The 18468-nt window shown below is 61.9% G+C and carries 16 protein-coding genes; 14 read left to right on the top strand and 2 right to left on the bottom strand.

The features are described from left to right. The first annotated feature begins 39 nt into the window (after positions 1-39). Genes PWJ82_RS03105 through PWJ82_RS03140 form a run of 8 tightly spaced genes read left to right on the top strand, consistent with a single transcriptional unit; the run spans position 40 to position 3813 of the window. Positions 40-390: a PadR family transcriptional regulator gene (locus tag PWJ82_RS03105; RefSeq protein ID WP_016441758.1), complete on the top strand. Its 351-nt coding sequence runs from the start codon at positions 40-42 to the stop codon at positions 388-390. Next, on the top strand, positions 377-1102 hold the full coding sequence (locus PWJ82_RS03110) for a DUF5808 domain-containing protein (protein ID WP_274735293.1): 726 nt from the start codon (positions 377-379) through the stop codon (positions 1100-1102). Before PWJ82_RS03105 ends, PWJ82_RS03110 begins: the two co-directional genes overlap by 14 nt. A gap of 2 nt (positions 1103-1104) precedes the next feature. Then, positions 1105-1458 carry a hypothetical protein gene (locus tag PWJ82_RS03115; protein ID WP_274735295.1) on the top strand — a complete coding sequence of 118 codons (354 nt, stop codon included), beginning with the start codon at positions 1105-1107 and terminating at the stop codon, positions 1456-1458. Next, a complete protein-coding gene (locus PWJ82_RS03120; RefSeq protein ID WP_274735297.1) occupies positions 1451-2302 on the top strand; it encodes an ABC transporter ATP-binding protein in 852 nt (283 codons plus the stop codon). The genes PWJ82_RS03115 and PWJ82_RS03120 overlap by 8 nt, the downstream gene beginning before the upstream one ends. Then, positions 2299-3093 carry a hypothetical protein gene (locus PWJ82_RS03125; RefSeq protein WP_274735299.1) on the top strand — a complete coding sequence of 265 codons (795 nt, stop codon included), beginning with the start codon at positions 2299-2301 and terminating at the stop codon, positions 3091-3093. The genes PWJ82_RS03120 and PWJ82_RS03125 overlap by 4 nt, the downstream gene beginning before the upstream one ends. Before the next feature lie 53 nt (positions 3094-3146). Then, positions 3147-3383, top strand: coding sequence for a type II toxin-antitoxin system Phd/YefM family antitoxin (locus PWJ82_RS03130; RefSeq protein ID WP_039898397.1), 237 nt, complete (start codon positions 3147-3149; stop codon positions 3381-3383). Further along, a complete protein-coding gene (locus PWJ82_RS03135; RefSeq protein ID WP_081637263.1) occupies positions 3377-3646 on the top strand; it encodes a Txe/YoeB family addiction module toxin in 270 nt (89 codons plus the stop codon). The genes PWJ82_RS03130 and PWJ82_RS03135 overlap by 7 nt, the downstream gene beginning before the upstream one ends. Then, a complete protein-coding gene (locus PWJ82_RS03140; protein ID WP_274735302.1) occupies positions 3628-3813 on the top strand; it encodes a hypothetical protein in 186 nt (61 codons plus the stop codon). The genes PWJ82_RS03135 and PWJ82_RS03140 overlap by 19 nt, the downstream gene beginning before the upstream one ends. A 141-nt stretch (positions 3814-3954) precedes the next feature. Here the strand turns inward: PWJ82_RS03140 and PWJ82_RS03145 are convergent, their stop codons facing one another. After that, a complete protein-coding gene (locus PWJ82_RS03145; protein WP_274735304.1) occupies positions 3955-10308 on the bottom strand; it encodes a DUF4011 domain-containing protein in 6354 nt (2117 codons plus the stop codon). A 309-nt stretch (positions 10309-10617) separates the two neighbouring features. On the opposite strand from PWJ82_RS03145, the gene PWJ82_RS03150 reads away from it, so the two are divergent. After that, positions 10618-11403: an L-threonylcarbamoyladenylate synthase gene (locus PWJ82_RS03150; protein ID WP_274735306.1), complete on the top strand. Its 786-nt coding sequence runs from the start codon at positions 10618-10620 to the stop codon at positions 11401-11403. Positions 11404-11407: 4 nt separating this feature from the next. Here the strand turns inward: PWJ82_RS03150 and PWJ82_RS03155 are convergent, their stop codons facing one another. Further along, positions 11408-11998, bottom strand: a complete 591-nt coding sequence (locus PWJ82_RS03155) for a GDSL-type esterase/lipase family protein (RefSeq protein ID WP_016441749.1) — start codon at positions 11996-11998, stop codon at positions 11408-11410. Between the two features lie 95 nt (positions 11999-12093). On the opposite strand from PWJ82_RS03155, the gene PWJ82_RS03160 reads away from it, so the two are divergent. The 5 genes from PWJ82_RS03160 (at position 12094) to PWJ82_RS03180 (ending at position 18168) form a co-directional block, all read left to right on the top strand. After that, entirely contained in the window at positions 12094-13395 is a 1302-nt protein-coding gene (locus PWJ82_RS03160) for a hemolysin family protein (RefSeq protein WP_016441748.1), read from the top strand. Further along, positions 13388-14413 carry a hemolysin family protein gene (locus PWJ82_RS03165; protein WP_274735309.1) on the top strand — a complete coding sequence of 342 codons (1026 nt, stop codon included), beginning with the start codon at positions 13388-13390 and terminating at the stop codon, positions 14411-14413. Before PWJ82_RS03160 ends, PWJ82_RS03165 begins: the two co-directional genes overlap by 8 nt. Before the next feature lie 415 nt (positions 14414-14828). Next, complete coding sequence (locus tag PWJ82_RS03170) at positions 14829-16175, top strand: M23 family metallopeptidase (protein WP_274735310.1); 1347 nt, start codon at positions 14829-14831, stop codon at positions 16173-16175. After that, positions 16175-17038 (top strand): glycerophosphodiester phosphodiesterase family protein, encoded by an 864-nt coding sequence (locus tag PWJ82_RS03175; protein ID WP_274735312.1) that lies wholly within the window; start codon positions 16175-16177, stop codon positions 17036-17038. The genes PWJ82_RS03170 and PWJ82_RS03175 overlap by 1 nt, the downstream gene beginning before the upstream one ends. Positions 17039-17223: 185 nt before the next feature. Beyond that, positions 17224-18168: a zinc-binding dehydrogenase gene (locus tag PWJ82_RS03180; protein ID WP_274735313.1), complete on the top strand. Its 945-nt coding sequence runs from the start codon at positions 17224-17226 to the stop codon at positions 18166-18168. The last annotated feature ends 300 nt before the right edge of the window (positions 18169-18468 follow it).

The raw sequence follows: 18468 nt of genomic DNA on the forward strand, positions 1-18468 counted from the left end.
CGCACGGCACCCACGCCGCGGTGACTAAAAGGGGGAGTGGTGGCTGATTCCCAGCTTCGTAAAGGCGTGCTTGAACTCATCGTGCTCGCCTCGCTTTCCAGGGCTCCGGCCTACGGCGGGGCATTGCTCCAGCGCCTGGAAAATGCGGGTATGGCGGTATCAGCCGGCACCCTCTACCCGCTTCTTAACCGCCTCAAAAAGGCCGGCCACCTGGCCATTCATTGGGAGGAATCCCCGGCCGGGCCCCCGCGCAAGATCTACACGATTACCGCGGCTGGCCGCAGCTACGGGGAACGACTCGCTGGCGAATGGCGCAACCTTGCCGCCGTCGTCACATCCCATCTCACCGCCCTCACAACCGACCGAGGTGATAACAATGCCGGAGCCTAGCTCGCCTACAACCCCCACATTCTTCGGAATCCCCGCTTCCCTGGAAGCCCTGCGCTCCCGCGAAGCCCGCTCGCGCTGGTTCGAACCGGAAAATCCCCGGATTTTTGTGCCGCGCAGCTTCGGGGTTGGCTGGGATATTAACATGGGCGCGCTCGCGGTACGCCTGGGAATGATCCGCCCGGATGATTCCCTCCCGGACCTGGAAGACTATATTCCTCCCCACACCAGCCGCGCCCTCAGCATCGCGCCCGCGCTTGGCGGAGCGCTCACTGTGGGAGCGGCCGCCCTGGTGGTCCGCCGCCACTGCTTCCTTCCCTCCGGTTTTCGTGCCAACCTGCGCCCGCGCGGCATAGTTCCGGCGGCGCGGGCCGTGGCGCCCGCCGCGCTCCTCGGTGCTACCGGCGCGGCGCTCGCGGCCTGGAGTAATCGCGAACGCGTGGATGTTCCAGCTACTGCGTTCGCCACCGGATTACAGGCCACGGCTCTCCTCTCCCTTGCGGCACAGGACCGCTATGCCAGCCACCGCACAGCCTCGGCATCCCTCCTGGCCGGATGCACCGCGGTGGCACTTCCCGCGGTGGCAGCTGGCGTCGTCGTCGCTACTACGCGCGGAGCGCTACGGAATCTGGACCGTGTGCTCAAACGCGAGCATTCGGAAAACCCGGCCGCGCGCGGTGTCGCACCCTCACCCGATACGAAAGAAACTGAGTAACCATGGAAGATTTTCTTGCTTTGCCCGCGGCGGCGCAGATCGCCCTGGGAATCGTGGCACTGATTCAACTCGCCCTGCTGATCACGAGCCTGGTGCTGCTGTCGCGGTGGCCGGAGCGGCAGCTCGCCGGGGTGCCGCGCCCGGGGTGGGCGGTGATTATTCTGCTCGGCTCGCTGGTGGGGAGCTTGCTGTTCCTCTTTATGTACGCGCGGGCGCGTCAGGCATTGGCGCAGCGGCAGGCCTGGGAAGAACAGCGGGCCGTCGGTGCCACCGGGGCAACCGGTGCCGCCACGGAAACTACGCCCCCGTCACAATCCGCCAACGCGAGCGACACGGTGCGTGAGCTCTATGGGTAGCATGTACGCGGTTCGCACCGAAAATCTCAGCAAGAATTTCGCGGGGCTCGCCGCCCTCACGAATGTTAATTTGCACGTTCCCGCGGGCTCGGTGTACGGGTTGATCGGCGGAAACGGCGCCGGGAAAACTACCACAATTAAAATTCTGCTGGGGCTTATCGCCGCCAGTTCCGGCACAGCGCGGGTGCTCGGGCGTGAGCGGGGGACGCTGCCGGCTGCTCCGGTGCCCGGCGTCGCCTACCTTCCGGACGTACCCAGCCTGCCGGGGTGGATGAGCGCGCCGCAGGCCCTCGAATTTTTCGGCGAGGTGTCCGGGGTGGAACGCGCGGTGGCTCGCCGCCGGGCCGCTAATCTACTCGAGCTGGTGGGCCTGACCCGCGCCCCAGGGAATATCGGCGGGTTTTCCCGCGGCATGACGCAGCGCCTGGGAATTGCCCTGGCGCTGGTGGGTGCCCCGCGGCTCCTGGTGCTGGATGAACCGACGAGCGCCCTCGATCCGCTCGGCCGCGCGGATGTGCTGAATATTATTCGCGAGCTGGCCGGGCGCACCACCGTGCTTCTCACCTCGCATCTGCTCGCGGATGTGCAGCAGGTGTGCGATCACGTGGGGATGCTGCACGAGGGTACCCTCCTTGCCGAAGGGCCCCTCGATGAAGTGCTCGCGCTCTACCGGCCCGAACGTTCCACGGTGCAGGTGAGCGTGGCACGCGCGGAAACCGAGGCGGCGCGTAACGCTATCGCGGCAGCGTGCGGGGCCGCGGGCGTGGAGGCCCAACTTGATGTCGCACCGCCATCGCTCCAGCATGTGTACGAATACCTCTCGCGCGGAAGGGTAAGCCAATGAGTTCTGCAGAAATCCGCACTGGCAACCGAGCGGTGGTGCGCTATGACCTGCGCCGTCTGCTGCGCGTGCCCAGCACCTGGGTGGTGCTCGGTCTGGCGCTGCTGCTCGCGGTGGTCTCCCCGCTGACGGCGCTCTACGCCCCCGATATTATTGCCGCGCTGGCCGGACCGGATACCGCTGCGGCGCTCGGCGCGGCCATGCCCGAGCCCACCTGGATCCAGGCACACGCGCAATGGGTGAAAAACCTCCACCAGATTTTCGGGATGCTTTTCGTGATGCTTGGCGCCTACCAGATTGTTGCGGGGATGCTCGGCGGCCCGGTGGTGTTGATCGTGACGCGCTCGGTGAGCCGCACGGCCGTTTTCGCCGGAAAAATGCTGAGCACGGTTCTTGTGGTGGCGGCGGTGGCCTTCGGAGGAAGCGCGGTGGCCGGTCTGCTCACCCGCATTCTTTTTGACGACGGCGCCGTGCTCGCGCTCCTGGGAGCCGCGGCGCTCTGGCTGCTCGCCATTGTTTTCTTGCTTTCCGTGGTGGTTCTAGCCGCGGTGGCGACGGGAAATATGCTGGCCAGCGCCGGTATCGGTTTCGTTGCGTACCTTGTGCTGGCTTTCGGCGGCATGTGGGAGGCGGGCTCGCGCTACAGCCCGCTCGGTTTGAATGATGCGGTGGGTGCGGTGGCGAGTGGTGCTGAGGTCCCGGGCCTGTGGTGGATAGTAACGACGACGGCGCTCGCGGCCTTCGCGTTCCTCTGGCTCGCACTGCGCCTCTACCGGAGCCGCCCGCTCGGGTAAGCGGGAGGGGAGTACCTCTAGAGAGTTCGTACGGAATGGCGTACGCTGCTGGTATGAACGTTATAACCACTACCGCGGCTAGAGCGAATCTGTATCGTCTTATCGATGTCGTAAACGAGGAAAGCACCCCGGTTACCATTTCGGGGCAACGCCATAACGCTGTCCTGGTTGGGGAAGATGACTGGCGTGCTATTCAAGAAACCTTGTACTTGTCGAACATTCCCGGTTTCGTTGAGTCGGTAAAGGAGGCTCGGCGTGAGGGTGGCACGAGTGAGGCTCTCGATTGGTAGAGGCGTGGTCGTTAGAATTCTCTCGCCAGGCTCGAAAAGACGCGAAACTTCTCTCTCAAAGCGGTCTTAAAATCAAGACCGCCCAGTTGCTCGAAATCTTAACGCGCGATCCCTTTGAGACACCGCCGCGATACGAGAAGCTTATTGGTGAACTTTCGGGATGCTTTTCGCGAAGGATCAATATTCAGCATCGCCTTGTTTACGAAGTGGATGAAAAACGTAGGTGTGTCACGATTCTAAGGATGTGGACGCACTACGAGTAAATCTGGCAAGCGTTAGCGGCGCTCTGGCTGCTCGCGATCGTTCTTCTGCTTTCCGTGGTGGTTCTGGCCGCGGGCCTGTGGGGTGGATAGGAACGACGACGGCGCTCGCTGCCTGCGCGCTCCTCTGGCTCGCACCGCGCCTCTACCAGCGCCGCCCGCTCGGGTAAGCGGGCCAGGCCGGCGATTTCGCCGCTTCGCTGAATCCCTCAAGGCAGCCCGCCACGAGGGCGGCACAAGCGATCCGCTCGAATGGTAGGAACCAAGCGGCTCCCGCATTACGTTCAGTGCGGGAGCCGCTTTGCTGCCGGCTAGTCCCGGTGCTCGTTACCGTACAAAAGCACCGCTTCGCTCACCCGAGCTTGGGAATCCGGGCTGAGCCGCAAGAGGCTGAATTCTTTGAGAATACGGCGCACGAAATCCTCATCAGGGTATTCGCCCCACCGGTATTCTCCCGGATACTTGTCAACCAATACGCGCGCCATATTATAGATTTCGCGCAGTGGAATCTCGTTGATGCCTCGGCCGGGATAGGGCCGGTAGTAATGCCAATTCTCCGGGTAGACATCCTCAGGCCATACAAATTCTTGGCCATCGGAATCATCAACGAAAATCTGATCTTGAGGGATGAACGTATCGAGTATTTTGTTAACCTTCTCGGAAGTTCGTTGCCGCCCGAACCTCTTAACAATCGCTACCCGCAAGGACTGCAGAGGAAGCGGTGCACTCTCTTCGATCATCTCCCGCACAGCTTCGCGAACTTCGGCTGTTCGCGCGGTAGACATGGGGAATTCCAGCTCCTCCCGACTCCCCAAGAGCGACGTGTCCGGGAGAGATAACGGTGCTGGGCATGGCGGAATATCGGTACCCCAGTCATCAACGCTCGCGCTTATGTGACGGACAGATTCTCCGGGTTTCGTGCCGTGTTTTTCCCAGGCTTCCCCAAAACGCCAGCGTTCCTCAGAAGTATTAGTGGGATTTTCCGGGGTGGCTGGTTTGAGAGCGACCCGAATTGTACTTCGCTTCGGTTGCGGGGCAGATTGCGGGGTTGCTTGCGGATCCTCCTGGGTGCCGTGCTGCGCTGGCTCAGCCGCACGTTTCGCTTTTGTGTGCGTGCTGCGCTGCGCCGAGGGGACTTCGCGCCAGGTGAGGGCCGGTTCAGCATCCGGGTCCTGGTGGGCGCTTACTGACTTTTGGCCGGCGCTCACTGGAGTGCGGCTGCCTTCCGGGGCCGAGGTGAACTCCGGCTTCGGAGTAAGTTTCGCGCTTCGAGTCAGCTCATCGCCGGGCACGGCATCGCTATCCGCTGCTGCCTGGCGGGCGAGTTTGGCTTTGCGGCCGGCCAGCTTCTTCGCGGCCCGCTCCTGGCGTTTTTCGGCCTTCCGTTTCTCTGCCTCGTACCGTTCCCTGGCTGCCCGCGCCGAAGCATCAATACGGTCAATAACCCCGGCCGCATCGCGACGCAGCTCCGGAAGCCACACTCGTTCCACCGCGAGCCACCCCATCATGGAGGTGAGAAGCTGCGGAGTGATATCCCGATCAGTCACGGTGGGGAGCGAACTCCACTTTTCATCATCGAACATGACAGCCAGAAGCCATACCTTGCTCCCCGGTTCACGCACCACGATATCGAGGGTGTAACTCGAGAGGCCGTAATCGGCCTCCACTTCCCAGCCGCGCTCGCGCAGTTCGTGCATGAGTCGGTCACGGACCGGGCTGTCATTAATGCTCAGGGCGCGGGGAAGTGCGGAACTCCCTTCCACATCCGGATCCACCGGTGCGGTAGCTGCGCCGTCGTTCTGAGTACGCGCGCGGGCCCGCAGCATATATTCACGCAAGTCCTGCATTCCGCGCGAGCGGGTGCGATTGAGGTCGATGTCTTCCGGATCGAAAGAAGTGACCACCAGCACCTCGCTGCGGGCCCGGGTAATGGCAACGTTGAAACGGCGCTCGCCGCCCTCGCGGCTGAGCGGCCCGAAATTGAGAGGAAGAGGGCCGCCCGGTTCGCGCGGTGAAAATGCGGTGGAGAAAATAATGACATCGCGTTCGTCGCCCTGAACGTTTTCGAGGTTCTTGACGAAAAGCGGATCCTTTTCCTGTTCCATTGCGGCACGGATAAGAGGATCGCGCGAATCTTCCAGCAAGTCCAGGATGAGGTTGCGCTGCTGGATATTGAAGGTGACGACTCCGATCGACTGGTGCGCCAATGCCGGGGAATTGAGGCGCCGGTGAATATCACGCACAATTTCTTCGGCTTCCACCCGATTCGTTCGGAAAGTGGCACCGCGGCTGCGGTCGAATACTCCATCCACGCGCCGCATACTCACGCCTGCCCCGCCAAAAAGTGCCGCGTTACCGGGCGAGGGGAAACTGGAGAGTTTGCCTTCGTAATAGGCCTCATTAGAGAAGGCAATGAGGGATTCATCCCGGGAACGGTAGTGCCAGGACAGCCATAGCCGCGGCAGGCCGGACTCGACCGCCTCGGAAAGAATCGATTCCAGATCACTGACCACCGTCTCCACGAGGGGTCGATCCGGATCGTCCAGGTCCTCATCATCACCGCTGAACGGGCCGGTTTTCCCGAATCGCGTAGGCGGCATCTGCCGGCTATCCCCGGAGATAATAACCGCTTTGGCGCGGCCGATGGCCCCCATTGCCTGATCAACGGTAATTTGGCTCGCCTCATCAAAAATGACGACGTCGAAAACTACGGCAGTCGGATCCACGAACGTGGCAAGCGATGCCGGGCTAGCAAAGAAACAGGGCGTGGCTTCCAGGATCTCCTCGGTGAATTCTTCGAGCAGTGAGCGGAAACTGCGCGCTCCGCGTTTGCGATCCAGGTTACGCCGCAGAGTTCCCACTTTCCCGTGGAGTTCCCCGGGGCGGAACGAACGCCGCGCCATAAGGGTAGCCGGTAGCGCTTGGGTGGCTTCACCCTGGATCGCGGCGAAAGCTTCCTGGAGGCGAGTGAGATCCGAACTATTTTGTTCCGAAAGGGAAATATGACCGCTGAAAGCCCGCATGCGCTCTTCCGCGCTGGTGGAGGCCACCCCGCGGCGGAAGGCGAGGGAGATATCACGGTCGGGAACCTCACCCATTTCGATTTGGTGCTGGAATTCTTCCAGGCCGTTCTCACGCAAGATCGCGGTGGCACGGCGCCATTCAACCGCGGCAGCCAGGGAATCACGCCCGGCTGCTGACCAGCGCGGATACCATTCTTTAAAAACGCTCATCCACCGCTTCTCCGAGGGGAGTTGCAGATCGGCGGCATTCACCCAGGAATTCCAGGTGGTGCTGATGATGTCGAGCGCAGCGCGAGCATCATCCAGGCTGCCGGCGCGGCGGGTTAACTCCACCAGGGCGGGGAAACGGGTAGAAAGCTCCAAAGAACGCTGGAGAGAATCCGCGGCCTCCGCGAGAGCTGCCGGAGCACTCGGGTCGCTGAGAGCCACACTCACGCGCTGGCGAGCTCCCGGGATATTCTCTAGTTCGGTCTCCAGATCAGCTAAGGCACGGCGCATATAGCTCAGCCGGCCGAGCGCGGCCCGGACTGCGTCAGGGGAGTGCTTGCCTTCAACATCCGGTTCCCTCCCGGCGGGCAGCGCCGGAATAAGGGCCGAACGGTACGCCGCCAGGCGCTTCTTCTTCCCGAAGAAGCCGCCTTCCGCGAGCTCAGCAAGCGCGCGGCTAAGTGCGGAGGTATCGCCGTACGCGAAGAACGTGGGAGAGAAAATCTCAGTGAAAAACTCCAGTTCGGGAGCGAGCCGGGAAAGCTTATCGGCAACCGTCGCGATTTTCCACGTGGAGGAAGCCAGCTGCCGGGCCTCATCCGGATCTAAAAGGGGTGATGTTCCATCAAGTGCCTTACGTACGTCCCCGAGTGGAACACTTTCGAGGGTATCGGCCAGTTCCGGGTACTTCTCGCATTGCGCGGCCATGCTCGCGAGCCCGTCGAAAGCATGCATAAGCTCAGGTACCGGGGCGTGATACGGGCCCACCAGTCGCCAGGCGGACATCGCGGATAGATCGGTACTGCGTGCTCGCACCGCGATATTGGGCAGCGCTTCATCAATAGCGGCAATGGTTACCCGCGCATTCGGAGCGGTGACGAAGCGTTGCGGAACTACCGCGACCGCTCCCTCACCAAGATCGAGAGACGCGGTGACGGCCGACCAGAGAGAATGCCCGGCCGCATTCATTCCGTGCACGAGCGCCGGGTAGGCCGCGAGCGGTTCTAGACGGGAACGCAACAGTGCCCGCGCATTATCCCAGCGGTGCATATCGTAATGAACACTCGCGTCAATCGCACCGCGCAATTGATCCCGAATCGCCTGGGGGCGTTGCTCCCCACCGTGTAAATCAAGAATAAAAGGTGCCAGGCCAATGCGTTCCATGCGTGTTTTGACGACGTCGAGCGCGGCCTGCTTCTCAGCGACGAATAGTACCCGTTTCCCCTGTTCCAGGAGATGGGCCAGGATATTCGTGATGGTTTGGGATTTTCCGGTTCCCGGAGGCCCCTCCACCACGAAGCTATATCCCTTGCCGGCAGCCGATACCACGCGCATCTGCGCACCATCCGCGGGAATAGGAAGATTGAGTTCCGCCTCGTTCGGGGTAATCTGCTCAATCGGTGGGAGGTCACTCGGTTCCACGAAGCTTTCCCCGGGATGCAGCGTCAAGTGTTCAAATACCGGAGATTCCATGAAAATATCCCAGTGATCGCGCAGATCCCGCCACATTCCGAACGTGGAGAATTTTGCGATACCTAGGTAGACATCCCGAGTCACCGTAAAGGGAAGATTCTCGCGCACCAGCGCGGCGGAAATCTCACGGAGCGCGTAGTCAATATCAAGACCGGAAGCATCAAGTTTCGGCTCCGAAAGCGCGGTGATATGCACGCCGTGTTCCTGATGGAGCCACTCCACCAGAGAATGATTGGGGGTGGCCTCGGCGCTGTTATCGGCTTGGATCGTGAAACGAGAACGGCCCGAACCGCCCCCCAGCCGTACCGGGAGGAGGAAAAGTGGTGCGCTGGCATCTTTCCCGTTTTTACTCGTGTAGCGCATCGTTCCGAGCATGAGATAAAGATTGGCTGAGCCGGTTTCCTCCGCCAGCGTTTTCGTGGTACGAGCCAAGTTCTTAAAGAACTCGGTGTAGCGGTACTCCGTTACGTGCCCGAATAGGATGCCGCGCTCGCTCAGTTCATCGCTCACCTCGGCATCGGATAAATCACTCACGTCCGTGGTTCCGCGCAGGAAACGATTATCGGAAAGATCATCCTGAGCGCGCATCGTAATACGATCCCCGCTGGAGATACGATCGTCGATATCCGCCAGCATTCCAGCCCGGACCTCAAATTCCAGAACTTCCTTGGCCGGTTTGATATTGAGGAGGCGGTTGCGCAAGGTGAGATCCAATAGCTCACGCTTCCAGCGCTGCACCCGGGCCGGGGCCGCATCGCTGGTATCCAAAGTGAGATAGTCCGCGGAATCTTCTCCGGTCAACTGCTGTGCCAGTTTCCCGGCAGCTCGAATAGCCGCGGCGGGGGAATGTGCGTGAGGAGCAGGCGTGGCGGCCTCGGCTGTGGCGGAGGCGTCCGGCAGGGCGGCCGCCGGCGGGGCTTGAGTGGGAAGCGGGCGCAGGCCGTCTCTGTGCGATTCCACCAGACCGATGAGAGCAAGAACAGTACCGTCTGTCAGCTTCGCCTTGGTGCGATTGAGGTTATCCGGGAAGCTGAGTGCGGCGTCGTAAAAAGCAGCATCCAAGGCAAGAACCGCACCGGAGCGTAAATAATTATTGATGGAGGCCGGTTCGGTAATAACCGGTTCACGCAGGCCGTCCTCCGTGCTCGCAATACCCACGAGGGCGTGCCCCGGCACCAAAATAATCACGGGGAGTAGCCCGCAGGATTGTGCCAGGGCCGCATACGTAAGAACGAGGTCTATGCAGGTCCCCGCTTTCGCGGTGAGAACCTCCTCCGTAGTGCGGATGCGCTGACCGGTATTTTCGAAAGAAGCGGGCGGAGTGACGTAACGGATATCTTCAGCCGCTAAAACCGCGTACACAGCCGACATAATTTGAAGCACCCGTTCGATACCGGCCTGGTAGCCCTGCACGGAAGCATCACCGGTGGCTTCCTTAAGCAAATCGGAAACCTTGCGTACCACCGCGGGAATTTGCGGGGCATTGGGCTGCGCAAAAGCTGCCAGGGACTCAAAATATGCCGGAGCGTGGAACCACTCATTCGGAGCGAGGATACGTATATCGGTCCGGGCATACCCGGAAGCGGAACTCCCCTCGGTACGCAGGTGCGCTTCAAGGGTGCCCGGTTGGGATTCGGTGGCCTGTAGCAGGGGATTGCTCGGGTCGAGACGGGTCTGCGCGAGGAAACGCGGTGCTACCGGGGTGGCTTTTCCGGGCCGGAGTTCAGGAAGGGGAACCGTAAGGTCAAAAAGCGAATCCGCGCCAATGCGAGCGGAAAGTTCCAGATGCGCCTGCTCGCTCGCCTCGCTATCCGAAACGTTGGTAACAAGAATGTTTTTGATAACGGGAACCTGGTTATGGGCAAGCGCCCAGCCAGTTTTCCCGGCGTAGGAGATCTCAACGCGAAGGATTCCGGATTCCACAACAAGAACGTCGACTCCCTCAGATCCCACTCCGCTCATTCCCGCTAGTGCCTTTCCGTACGGTGTTTCCTGCGCCGCGTCCTCATTGGCAATCGGCGATATTTTCGACAGTCCACCCGATATGTTACTCCGTATCGCTCCCGGGCAGGCGGGTATTTTAGTCCGCGGAACGATGCGCGCGTCCAATATGTGAACAATGCGTCTCAGAATCTGGAATTTACATTAGTCTCCAGAGTGCGCGGTTTCCCGGCGCGGTAGGCGCCGGGCGGCGTCGTACTAGAAACGAACTCCGCGTGAAGGTTTCACTCGGAAACGGAACCACCCACGGCAGAAGAGAAGGAGGCCCGCGTGGCTGAAGGATACGTGCACTGGAATGGCGAACTGAATACGGAAGCCACCCAGCTACTTCGCGCGGGCGGCGCCATGTGCGTGCTCCCCACCAAGGTTGGCTATATTATCGCGACTACAGATTCGGCCGGTCTGGAACGGAAATTTGCGGTGAAGAACCGCAAGCGCAATAAGCCCGCCGTGGTGCTGTGTGGCTCCATGCAAGAGCTGGAAACCCTGGCGCAGCTGACTCCGGAAATCCGCGATTTTTACCAGAAGAACTGGGATAAAGATATCCTCATGGGCTGCATCCTGCCCTGGCGTGCCGAGGCTGCTGAAAAATACATTCCGGAAGAAGGCGAAGCCCGTAATCTGGTGCGCGACGGACGCGGAACCTCCTGTTTCGTGATTCGCTACGGTAGGGCTGCCGAGCAGATCGCCGCGGAGCTGTGGGAGAAGGATAAGAAGCTGGTCTTTGCCTCCTCGGCGAACCCTTCCGGGCGCGGGAACCGCGGCAAGGTGGAAGGGATCGGAACCGATATCGCCACCGAAGCGGACCTGGTGATCGAAGCCGATGACTACGTGACATCCATCCAGCCCGATGCCTCAGAAACCACGCGATGGGAGCAGGGGGTAATGGTGTCTTTCGTAGATGAATCCGGGAAACTGGTGCCCGAACAGAACGGGCAGCGCATGGTTGCCCCGGCGCCGGTACTTATCCGTAAGGGTGTGTACCTGGATCGGATTCTCCAGCTGCTTTCCGAATCATTCCTCAGCTGGGATTTCCGGCAGGGAGCATACTACTAAGCCACTAAAGAGCTTCGCGAATCCCGAGCCACTGGTTCCACCCGTGGTGGAGCACCAGCCAGGCCATAAGCCCGTAACCGGCCTGGCGGGGCGTATAACCCCCGCTCAGGTCCATATCGGTATTCCACTGCTCGTGGTCAACCAGCGGGCTAAAAGTATCCACGAAGGGGAAACGGCGCCGCTCGGTCACATCCCGGTAGGCATTGGACAAATTGAGCTGCACATCGCGGGGCAGATCCGGGCGCGGGGGCGGGCCCACCACGAAGGGGCGCATCCGCATACGGTCCGCGGAATCCAGCAGATTCGCCAGGTGCAGGCGCGCCCGCGCCATGGTGCCCCCGCGCTCCAGATCGTGACTACCCAGCCCGATAACCAGGCGCGCCTCAATATCCGGTCCGGTACGCAAAGCAACTTCCCGCTCCCAGCGCTCCGCCATCTCCGAAATCGTTTCACCGGGCACAGCCAAAGTGAGGGGGAGAAGCGGAGGATCGGTGAGAGTGCGTGCCATAACGCGGCCCGTCCATCCGAGGGCCCGCGCATCGCCGTACCCGGCCACCAACTCATCGCCTATGAAGATGACACGTAAAGAATCCACGGCTGCCTCCCTTGTTACTACGTAAATCCTACCGTGCTCGCCGCGCGGGACGCGGGAATCGCTAGACTGCAAGAAGTACCTACCCTGGAGTTTATGTGACCAACGCTCTTCTCTTACTTCTTGGCATCCTCCTCACGCTGGGAACCGCGCTTTTTGTGGCCGCGGAATTCTCCCTGGTGGCCCTGGATCCTGCCGCGGTGGAATCACGCGCCGCTGAGGACCCGGCCGCCGCCAGTGTGGCCGGACGCCTCCACCACCTCTCCCTCTTCCTGTCCGCCTGCCAGGTGGGCATTACCATCACCACGATCCTGCTCGGCTACGTGGCTCAACAACCCCTCACGGAAATATTGACGGGCTGGCTCGGTGCGGCCGGGGTGGCACGTGCTGCGGCGGTTGCTATTGCCGCGGCCGCGGCCTTCCTCCTCGTCAATCTCTTCTCCATGCTCGTCGGGGAATTGGTGCCGAAAAATATGGCGCTGGCCGAACCTCTGCGCACCGCGGCCCGGGTGGGCGGGCCCCTGCACGCCTTCAGCGTGGTGTTCAAACCCGTGATCGTGTCTTTCAACGCCACCGCGAACTGGTTGCTGCGCCGCATGGGCGTGGAACCGGCCGATGAAATCTCCGGGGCGCGCTCGGGTCCGGAACTGGGTGCCCTGGTGCGCCAATCCGCGGCAGCAGGAACCCTGGAGCCCTCCACCGCACGCCTGCTGACCGCCTCCATCGGCGCGGGCGGGCTCACCGCCATCGATATTATGACCGACCGTGGCCGGGTGGAGTACCTGGAAGAAAGCGCCTCCGCCGCGGATGTGATCACCGCGGCGCGTACCACCGGCTTCTCGCGATTCCCCGTGGTGGGTGAGGGCGGCCTCGATGACATCCGCGGATTCGCGCACCTGCGCCCCGCCGTGGCCATTCCCGCCGAACGGCGCGCGGAGGTGCCCGTTACTTCCTCCTCGGTGATGCGCGAAGCATTTGCGGTACCCGAAACGATGGAATTACCCGAGCTCCTCGTGGTGCTCCGAGATATCGGTGGCCAAACGGCCGTCGTCGTCGACGAATACGGCGGCACCTCCGGAATCGTGACGCTCGAGGACGCCGTGGAAGAAATCGTCGGCAATATTTCGGACGAACACGACCGCCGCGGCGGAGGCGCGCGCCGCACCGCCCCGGGAACCTGGGTAGTGCCCGGATTGCTGCGCCCGGACGAAGCTTTCCGTATCTGCGGGGTGCGCCTGCCCGAAGACGGTCCCTACGAAACCCTCGGAGGGCTGATTATGGCCGAACTTGGCCGCATCCCCGTGGTGGGGGACACGGTGGAGGTCGACGACGCCCAGCTGACCGTGCGCGCTATGGACGAGCGGCGCGTGGAAACGGTGGAGGTGAAAATCCATGAGTAATACACTCGCCCTTATTCTCACCGTGCTGCTGCTCGCCGGAAACGCTTATTTCGTGGCATGCGAGTTTGCGCTCACCGCCTCGCGGCCCTCTCGCCTGGAACCCCTGGCGGAAAGTAATCCGCGCGCCGCGAAAACCCTGGCGGCCTCCCGCAATCTCAACGAAATGCTGGCCGCCTGCCAGCTCGGCGTAACTCTGTGCTCGGTGGCCCTCGGGGCGCTCGCGGAACCGGCGCTCGCGGCCCTGCTGCTGGTACCGCTGGCCGCGGTGGGTGCCGGGGCGGTCCTCGCCCACACCATTGCCTTTGTGCTGGCCCTGCTCCTGGTGACCGCCCTGCACGTGATCCTGGGAGAAATGGTGCCGAAGAATCTCGCGGTCACCCATCCCGAACGCCTCGGCATGCTCTTCGTGCCTTCGCTACTGATTTTTGATCGCATCTTCCGCCCGGTAACCGGATCCCTCAACTGGCTCGCGGTTCATATCGTTTCCTGGATGGGTATGAAACCCAAAGACGAGGTCATCTCCGCTTTTACCGCCTCCGAAGTAGCGGCGATTGTGCACGCGTCCCAAGCGGCCGGGGTGCTCCAAGATACCCAGGGACTCATTACGGGGGCGCTGGAATTTTCCGAACATCAGGTGGGGGACACCATGCTGCCTCTCGATAGGGTGGTGACCTGCCCGCGCACCGCCACGCCCGCGCAGGTGGAACGGCTGGTGGCCGACCACGGGTATTCACGTTTCCCGCTGGTCAGTGGCGGGAATATCGTCGGGTATATTCACGTGAAAGATATTCTCGACGCCGCCCAGCGCGAAGTGCCCATTTCCGCCCGGTTGGTGCGCCCGGTGCGCAGCCTGGCCGCCAGTACGGGTGTGGAGGATGCCCTGCGGACTATGCAAACCTCGGGTACGCATATGGCCATCGTGGAAGATAACGGAAAGGTAACGGGTGTGATCTTCCTCGAAGACGTGATTGAGGACCTCGTCGGAGACGTGCGTGATTCCATGCAGCGCCGTTCCTAAAACCGCGAGATAGCGCCGATATAGTGGTGTGTCATGAGTGTGCTTCGGGAGCGGGATGGCGTGGCTAGCGTGCGGGGCACGACGGGTCAGGTGGCGAAAACTCTTTGCCTTTCGAGCGCTGACCGTTATCATTTTGTAACAGTAATAGGCCGGTGGAATAACCGGTCTCGGGGTGGAAATTATAAGGAGAGCAGTGAGCGCGGCACACCACACCTCTCGCGGCGGGCGCAGGGCTGTCCGGGCGAGCGAGGCTCCGCAGGAGCGCGTTGGGAAACGCGCCGTGCGCAGCACCGCGGATGTGGGTGCGGAAAGCTCGCGGCTTGCAGGCTCGCACACGGCCCCGTCACACGCCGCGCGCGCATCACACGTAGCGCCTGCTGCGGATGCGATTCCCACTTCGCATGCCGTGTCTGCTTTGCCTGAAACTTCTGCCGGCCGTGCCCGCCGTGCTGCCGCGCCGGTATCCCGTTCAACTTCCCGGGCGGTGCCTACCGCAGAAGGTACTGACCGGGTGCGCGCCCCCGGCAAACGGGCTGAAGCATCACAATCCGCGCGGCGCGGGCGTCGCGCTGCTGCCGTCGCCCCGGTCGCAACCGTAGAAACGGCCGCAACGGTAGCAACAGTTGCAGCGCTCGCTCCGGTTGTTTCAACCTCAACACACGCACCGCTCGCAACGGTGCGTGAGCTTCCCGCGCGCGGCAAACGGGCCTGCACCGCGGTACCCGCAAGCACCGAGTCAGATACCGCAGCGCTCCCCACCCCGGAACTGAAACCGCAGGTAGAAGTGGGGCGCGGGGCCGCTTTCGGCGTCGTTCTTCCTTCTTCTTTGACCGTCGCCGCTTGCGAGGCAGCGCCTACCGCAGGAATCGGCGCCGCGGGGGGAATTACCGATAGCGAGGGCACGGAAGTCCTCTCCGAATCGGAAATTGGCGCGGCGCTGCGTGCGGGTGAAGCCCGCGGGCGCGCGCAGAACTGGGAACGTTCAGACCGTATCCTGGCCGGGGCTGCCGCGCAATGGGCGGTGGCGCGTTCCGTTTCTCCCTACCGCAATATTCTTATTGGCGCGGTGGCTTGCCTGGGTATGGTACTTCCCGTCATGTCCACCTTGCAGGGGAATGCGGCGCAGGCCGCCAACCCGGCTTTTGTGGCACCCGTAGCGGAAGAATTCACCACCCCGGCCCAGCTCACCGGGGAAGTCGGTGCGATTCAGCGCGCCCAGGCCCGCACCGCGGCAGAAAATCCGCGTCGTGCCTGCCCCACTTCCGCCGGGGCTTCCGGCACCCGCGCCGCTTTTGATATCCCCACGGATCGCCTCATCGTTAAGCCACTTCCCGAGGGCAGCTACCGCCTCACCTCGCCTTTCGGCACCCGCGTGGATCCGATTTCCGGTGAGGTATCCTCCCACGCCGGGCAGGACTTCGGCGCTCCGGCCGGTACCCCGATCCATGCCATCGCGGACGGCGTGGTCAAGCACGCTGGCGAAGGCATCCAGGGCCGCTCCAATAATCTCATTATTATTGAGCACACCATTAACGGGGAAAAGTTCAGCTCCTGGTATATCCATATGTACGACGACGGAGTTTTCGTCAAGGCCGGTGACAAGGTCAAGGCCGGTGACGTGATCGGGGCGGTGGGTTCGAATGGCTATTCCACCGGCCCGCACCTCCACCTGGAGATTCACGCCGCCAATGACGAACTCCTCGACCCGCTCGCCTTCCTGGAAGAACGTCAAGCCCAGCCTCTCGAGGCGGATTGTAAGTAATGGGGCGACTCTACGATATTGATGGGCCGGCGCTCATCATCGCCCACCGCGGTGGCGGTAACGAATACCCGGAAAACTCCCTGCGCGCTTTTGATGCTGTTTACCGCGCGGGATTTCGGCATATCGAATCGGATGTGCATACTACCGCGGACGGGGTGGCGGTTATCCTCCACGATCCGCTTCTGGACCGTACCACGGACGGGGTCGGCCCGGTCAGTGCGCACACCTGGGCGGAAGTTGCGCAGGTCCGTAACGAAGCCGGGGAACGCCCGCCGCGCCTAGACGAAGTCCTCGACGCCTTCCCGGATGCTGTTTTTAATCTCGACGCGAAATCCGATGCGGCCGTGGAACCGCTGGTGGCGGCGGTGCGGCGCACCGGGGCTGCCAGGCGGGTGTGCCTGGCAAGTTTCTCCCAACCTCGCGTGGAGCGTATGCGAAGTCAGCTCCCGGGAGCCACATTTTCACTGGGCCGCTCCGCGGTGGCCTGGCTTATGGCTCTCTCCCGCTTGCCCGGGGTGCAGGGGGTGCGCATCGCCAAATTCCCCGGCTCGCAGCGCGGCTTCCAGGCCGTTCAGGTGCCGGTTGATATAGCGCTGCCCCGCCCGCGCTCGCTACCCCGCCCGCTGTCACGCTTGCGCCGCCGCGAGGGGGAGGACGGCAAGCTCGGGCGCCCGGTTCCCGTGCTCACCGCTCGTTTTGTGCAGCTCGCTCACGCGCAGGGTCTGGCGGTACACGCCTGGACAATTAATTCGGCCGCGGAGGCGGAGAGACTCCTTGACCTGGGTGTTGATGGCATTATTACCGACGAACCGAGCACTATGCGCAACTATTTCGACCGCTCGCAGTACTCGGTGCGGATTTAAACCCCGGTAGCGGGAGGGGAGCGCGGCAGGTAGCGGCGGCGTCGTACCATCTCCCGCACCGCGCTCGCACCGCACGCTCTCAGCGCAACCACCGCGCAAATAGTGACGAAACAAACAAGAAATGCTAGGCTTAAAGTCCCTTGCGGTGCATCGAAGCACCGCACCGCCACATAAAAGGAGTTGTGATGAAGGCTTGGCAATTTACCAATACCCATGAACCTCTTGTTCTCAATGAGGTTCCTGAACCCACGGCCGGTCCGGGCGAAGTAGTTCTGGAGATGAAGGCGGCCGGTATTTGCCACTCGGATGTTGGTCTGCTCACGGATGAGGGCTGGCTATCTATGCTCGCCAAACGGCCTATCACCATCGGGCATGAAAATTCGGGCGTTGTGGCCGAAGTGGGCGAGGGTGTCACCGAATACCAGGTCGGGGACCGCGTAGGTGTGTGCCCCACCACCGCGGCCGGCGCCCCGGGCTACAGTTTCGATGGCGGTTTCGCTCCAAAAATGGCGGTTCCGGCCGAAGCGCTTGTCCCGCTTCCGGACGGGGTTGATTTTGTTCTGGGCGCCGCGGCAACCGATGCCGGGATGACGTCCCACGCGGCGGTTGTGACCCAGGGTGGCCTGCAAAAGGGCCAAACCGTGGGAATTATTGGCCTGGGTGGGCTCGGGCAGATCGGTGCGCGGGTGGCGGTTCTCGCCGGCGCGGATGTGTACGTGGCTGAAATTAACGAAAAGGTGTGGCCGCTGGCCGAAAAGATCGGCGCCAAGGGCGTAAAAGGGAACATCAAGGACTTCTCGGATATTACCTTTGATCTCATCGTAGACTTTGCCGGTTTCGGCACCACCACCGCGGACGCCGTGGATATTATTCGCCGTGATGGCACCGTGGTGGTTGTGGGAATGGGCAAGCTGGAATCCCTTATTTCCACGAAGAGTCTCATCCTCAACCAGTGCCGCCTCGTTGGCTCCAACGGCGGTACCAAGGCAGATATTGCCGGGATTTACGAGTTCATGGCCACCGGCAAACTCACCCCGCAGGTCACCACCATCCCCTTCGAGGAGATTCCCGAAGGTATCGAGAAGCTCAAGAACCACGAGGTCGTGGGGCGCCTGGTTGTTGAGTATTAAGTAGCGGTGGCGTGTTGCGCCCGCGCGCGTTGCGGAACGACGGGGCGCTTGTGGAACGACGGCGCAGCTCGGGCCACCAGCGTAGCGCGATGGGGGGTAAATAGACAGAAATGGTTGCTAATACCCGGACTTTCGAGGGTGTCAAATAGTTTGTGTAAATGCTTGATTTGAGTAAGAAATTGAGGATTAACTATGACTATGACTGATGTTCCTGATACTGCTAATGGCTCTACTGCTGATGCTTTGCGTCGGGAGTTTATTGATGACGATCTACTGGACCGTCTAGTGGAGTCTTCTAGT

Origin of the sequence: Actinotignum schaalii (assembly GCF_028864145.1) — a bacterium.
Lineage (GTDB): Bacteria > Actinomycetota > Actinomycetes > Actinomycetales > Actinomycetaceae > Actinotignum > Actinotignum schaalii_B.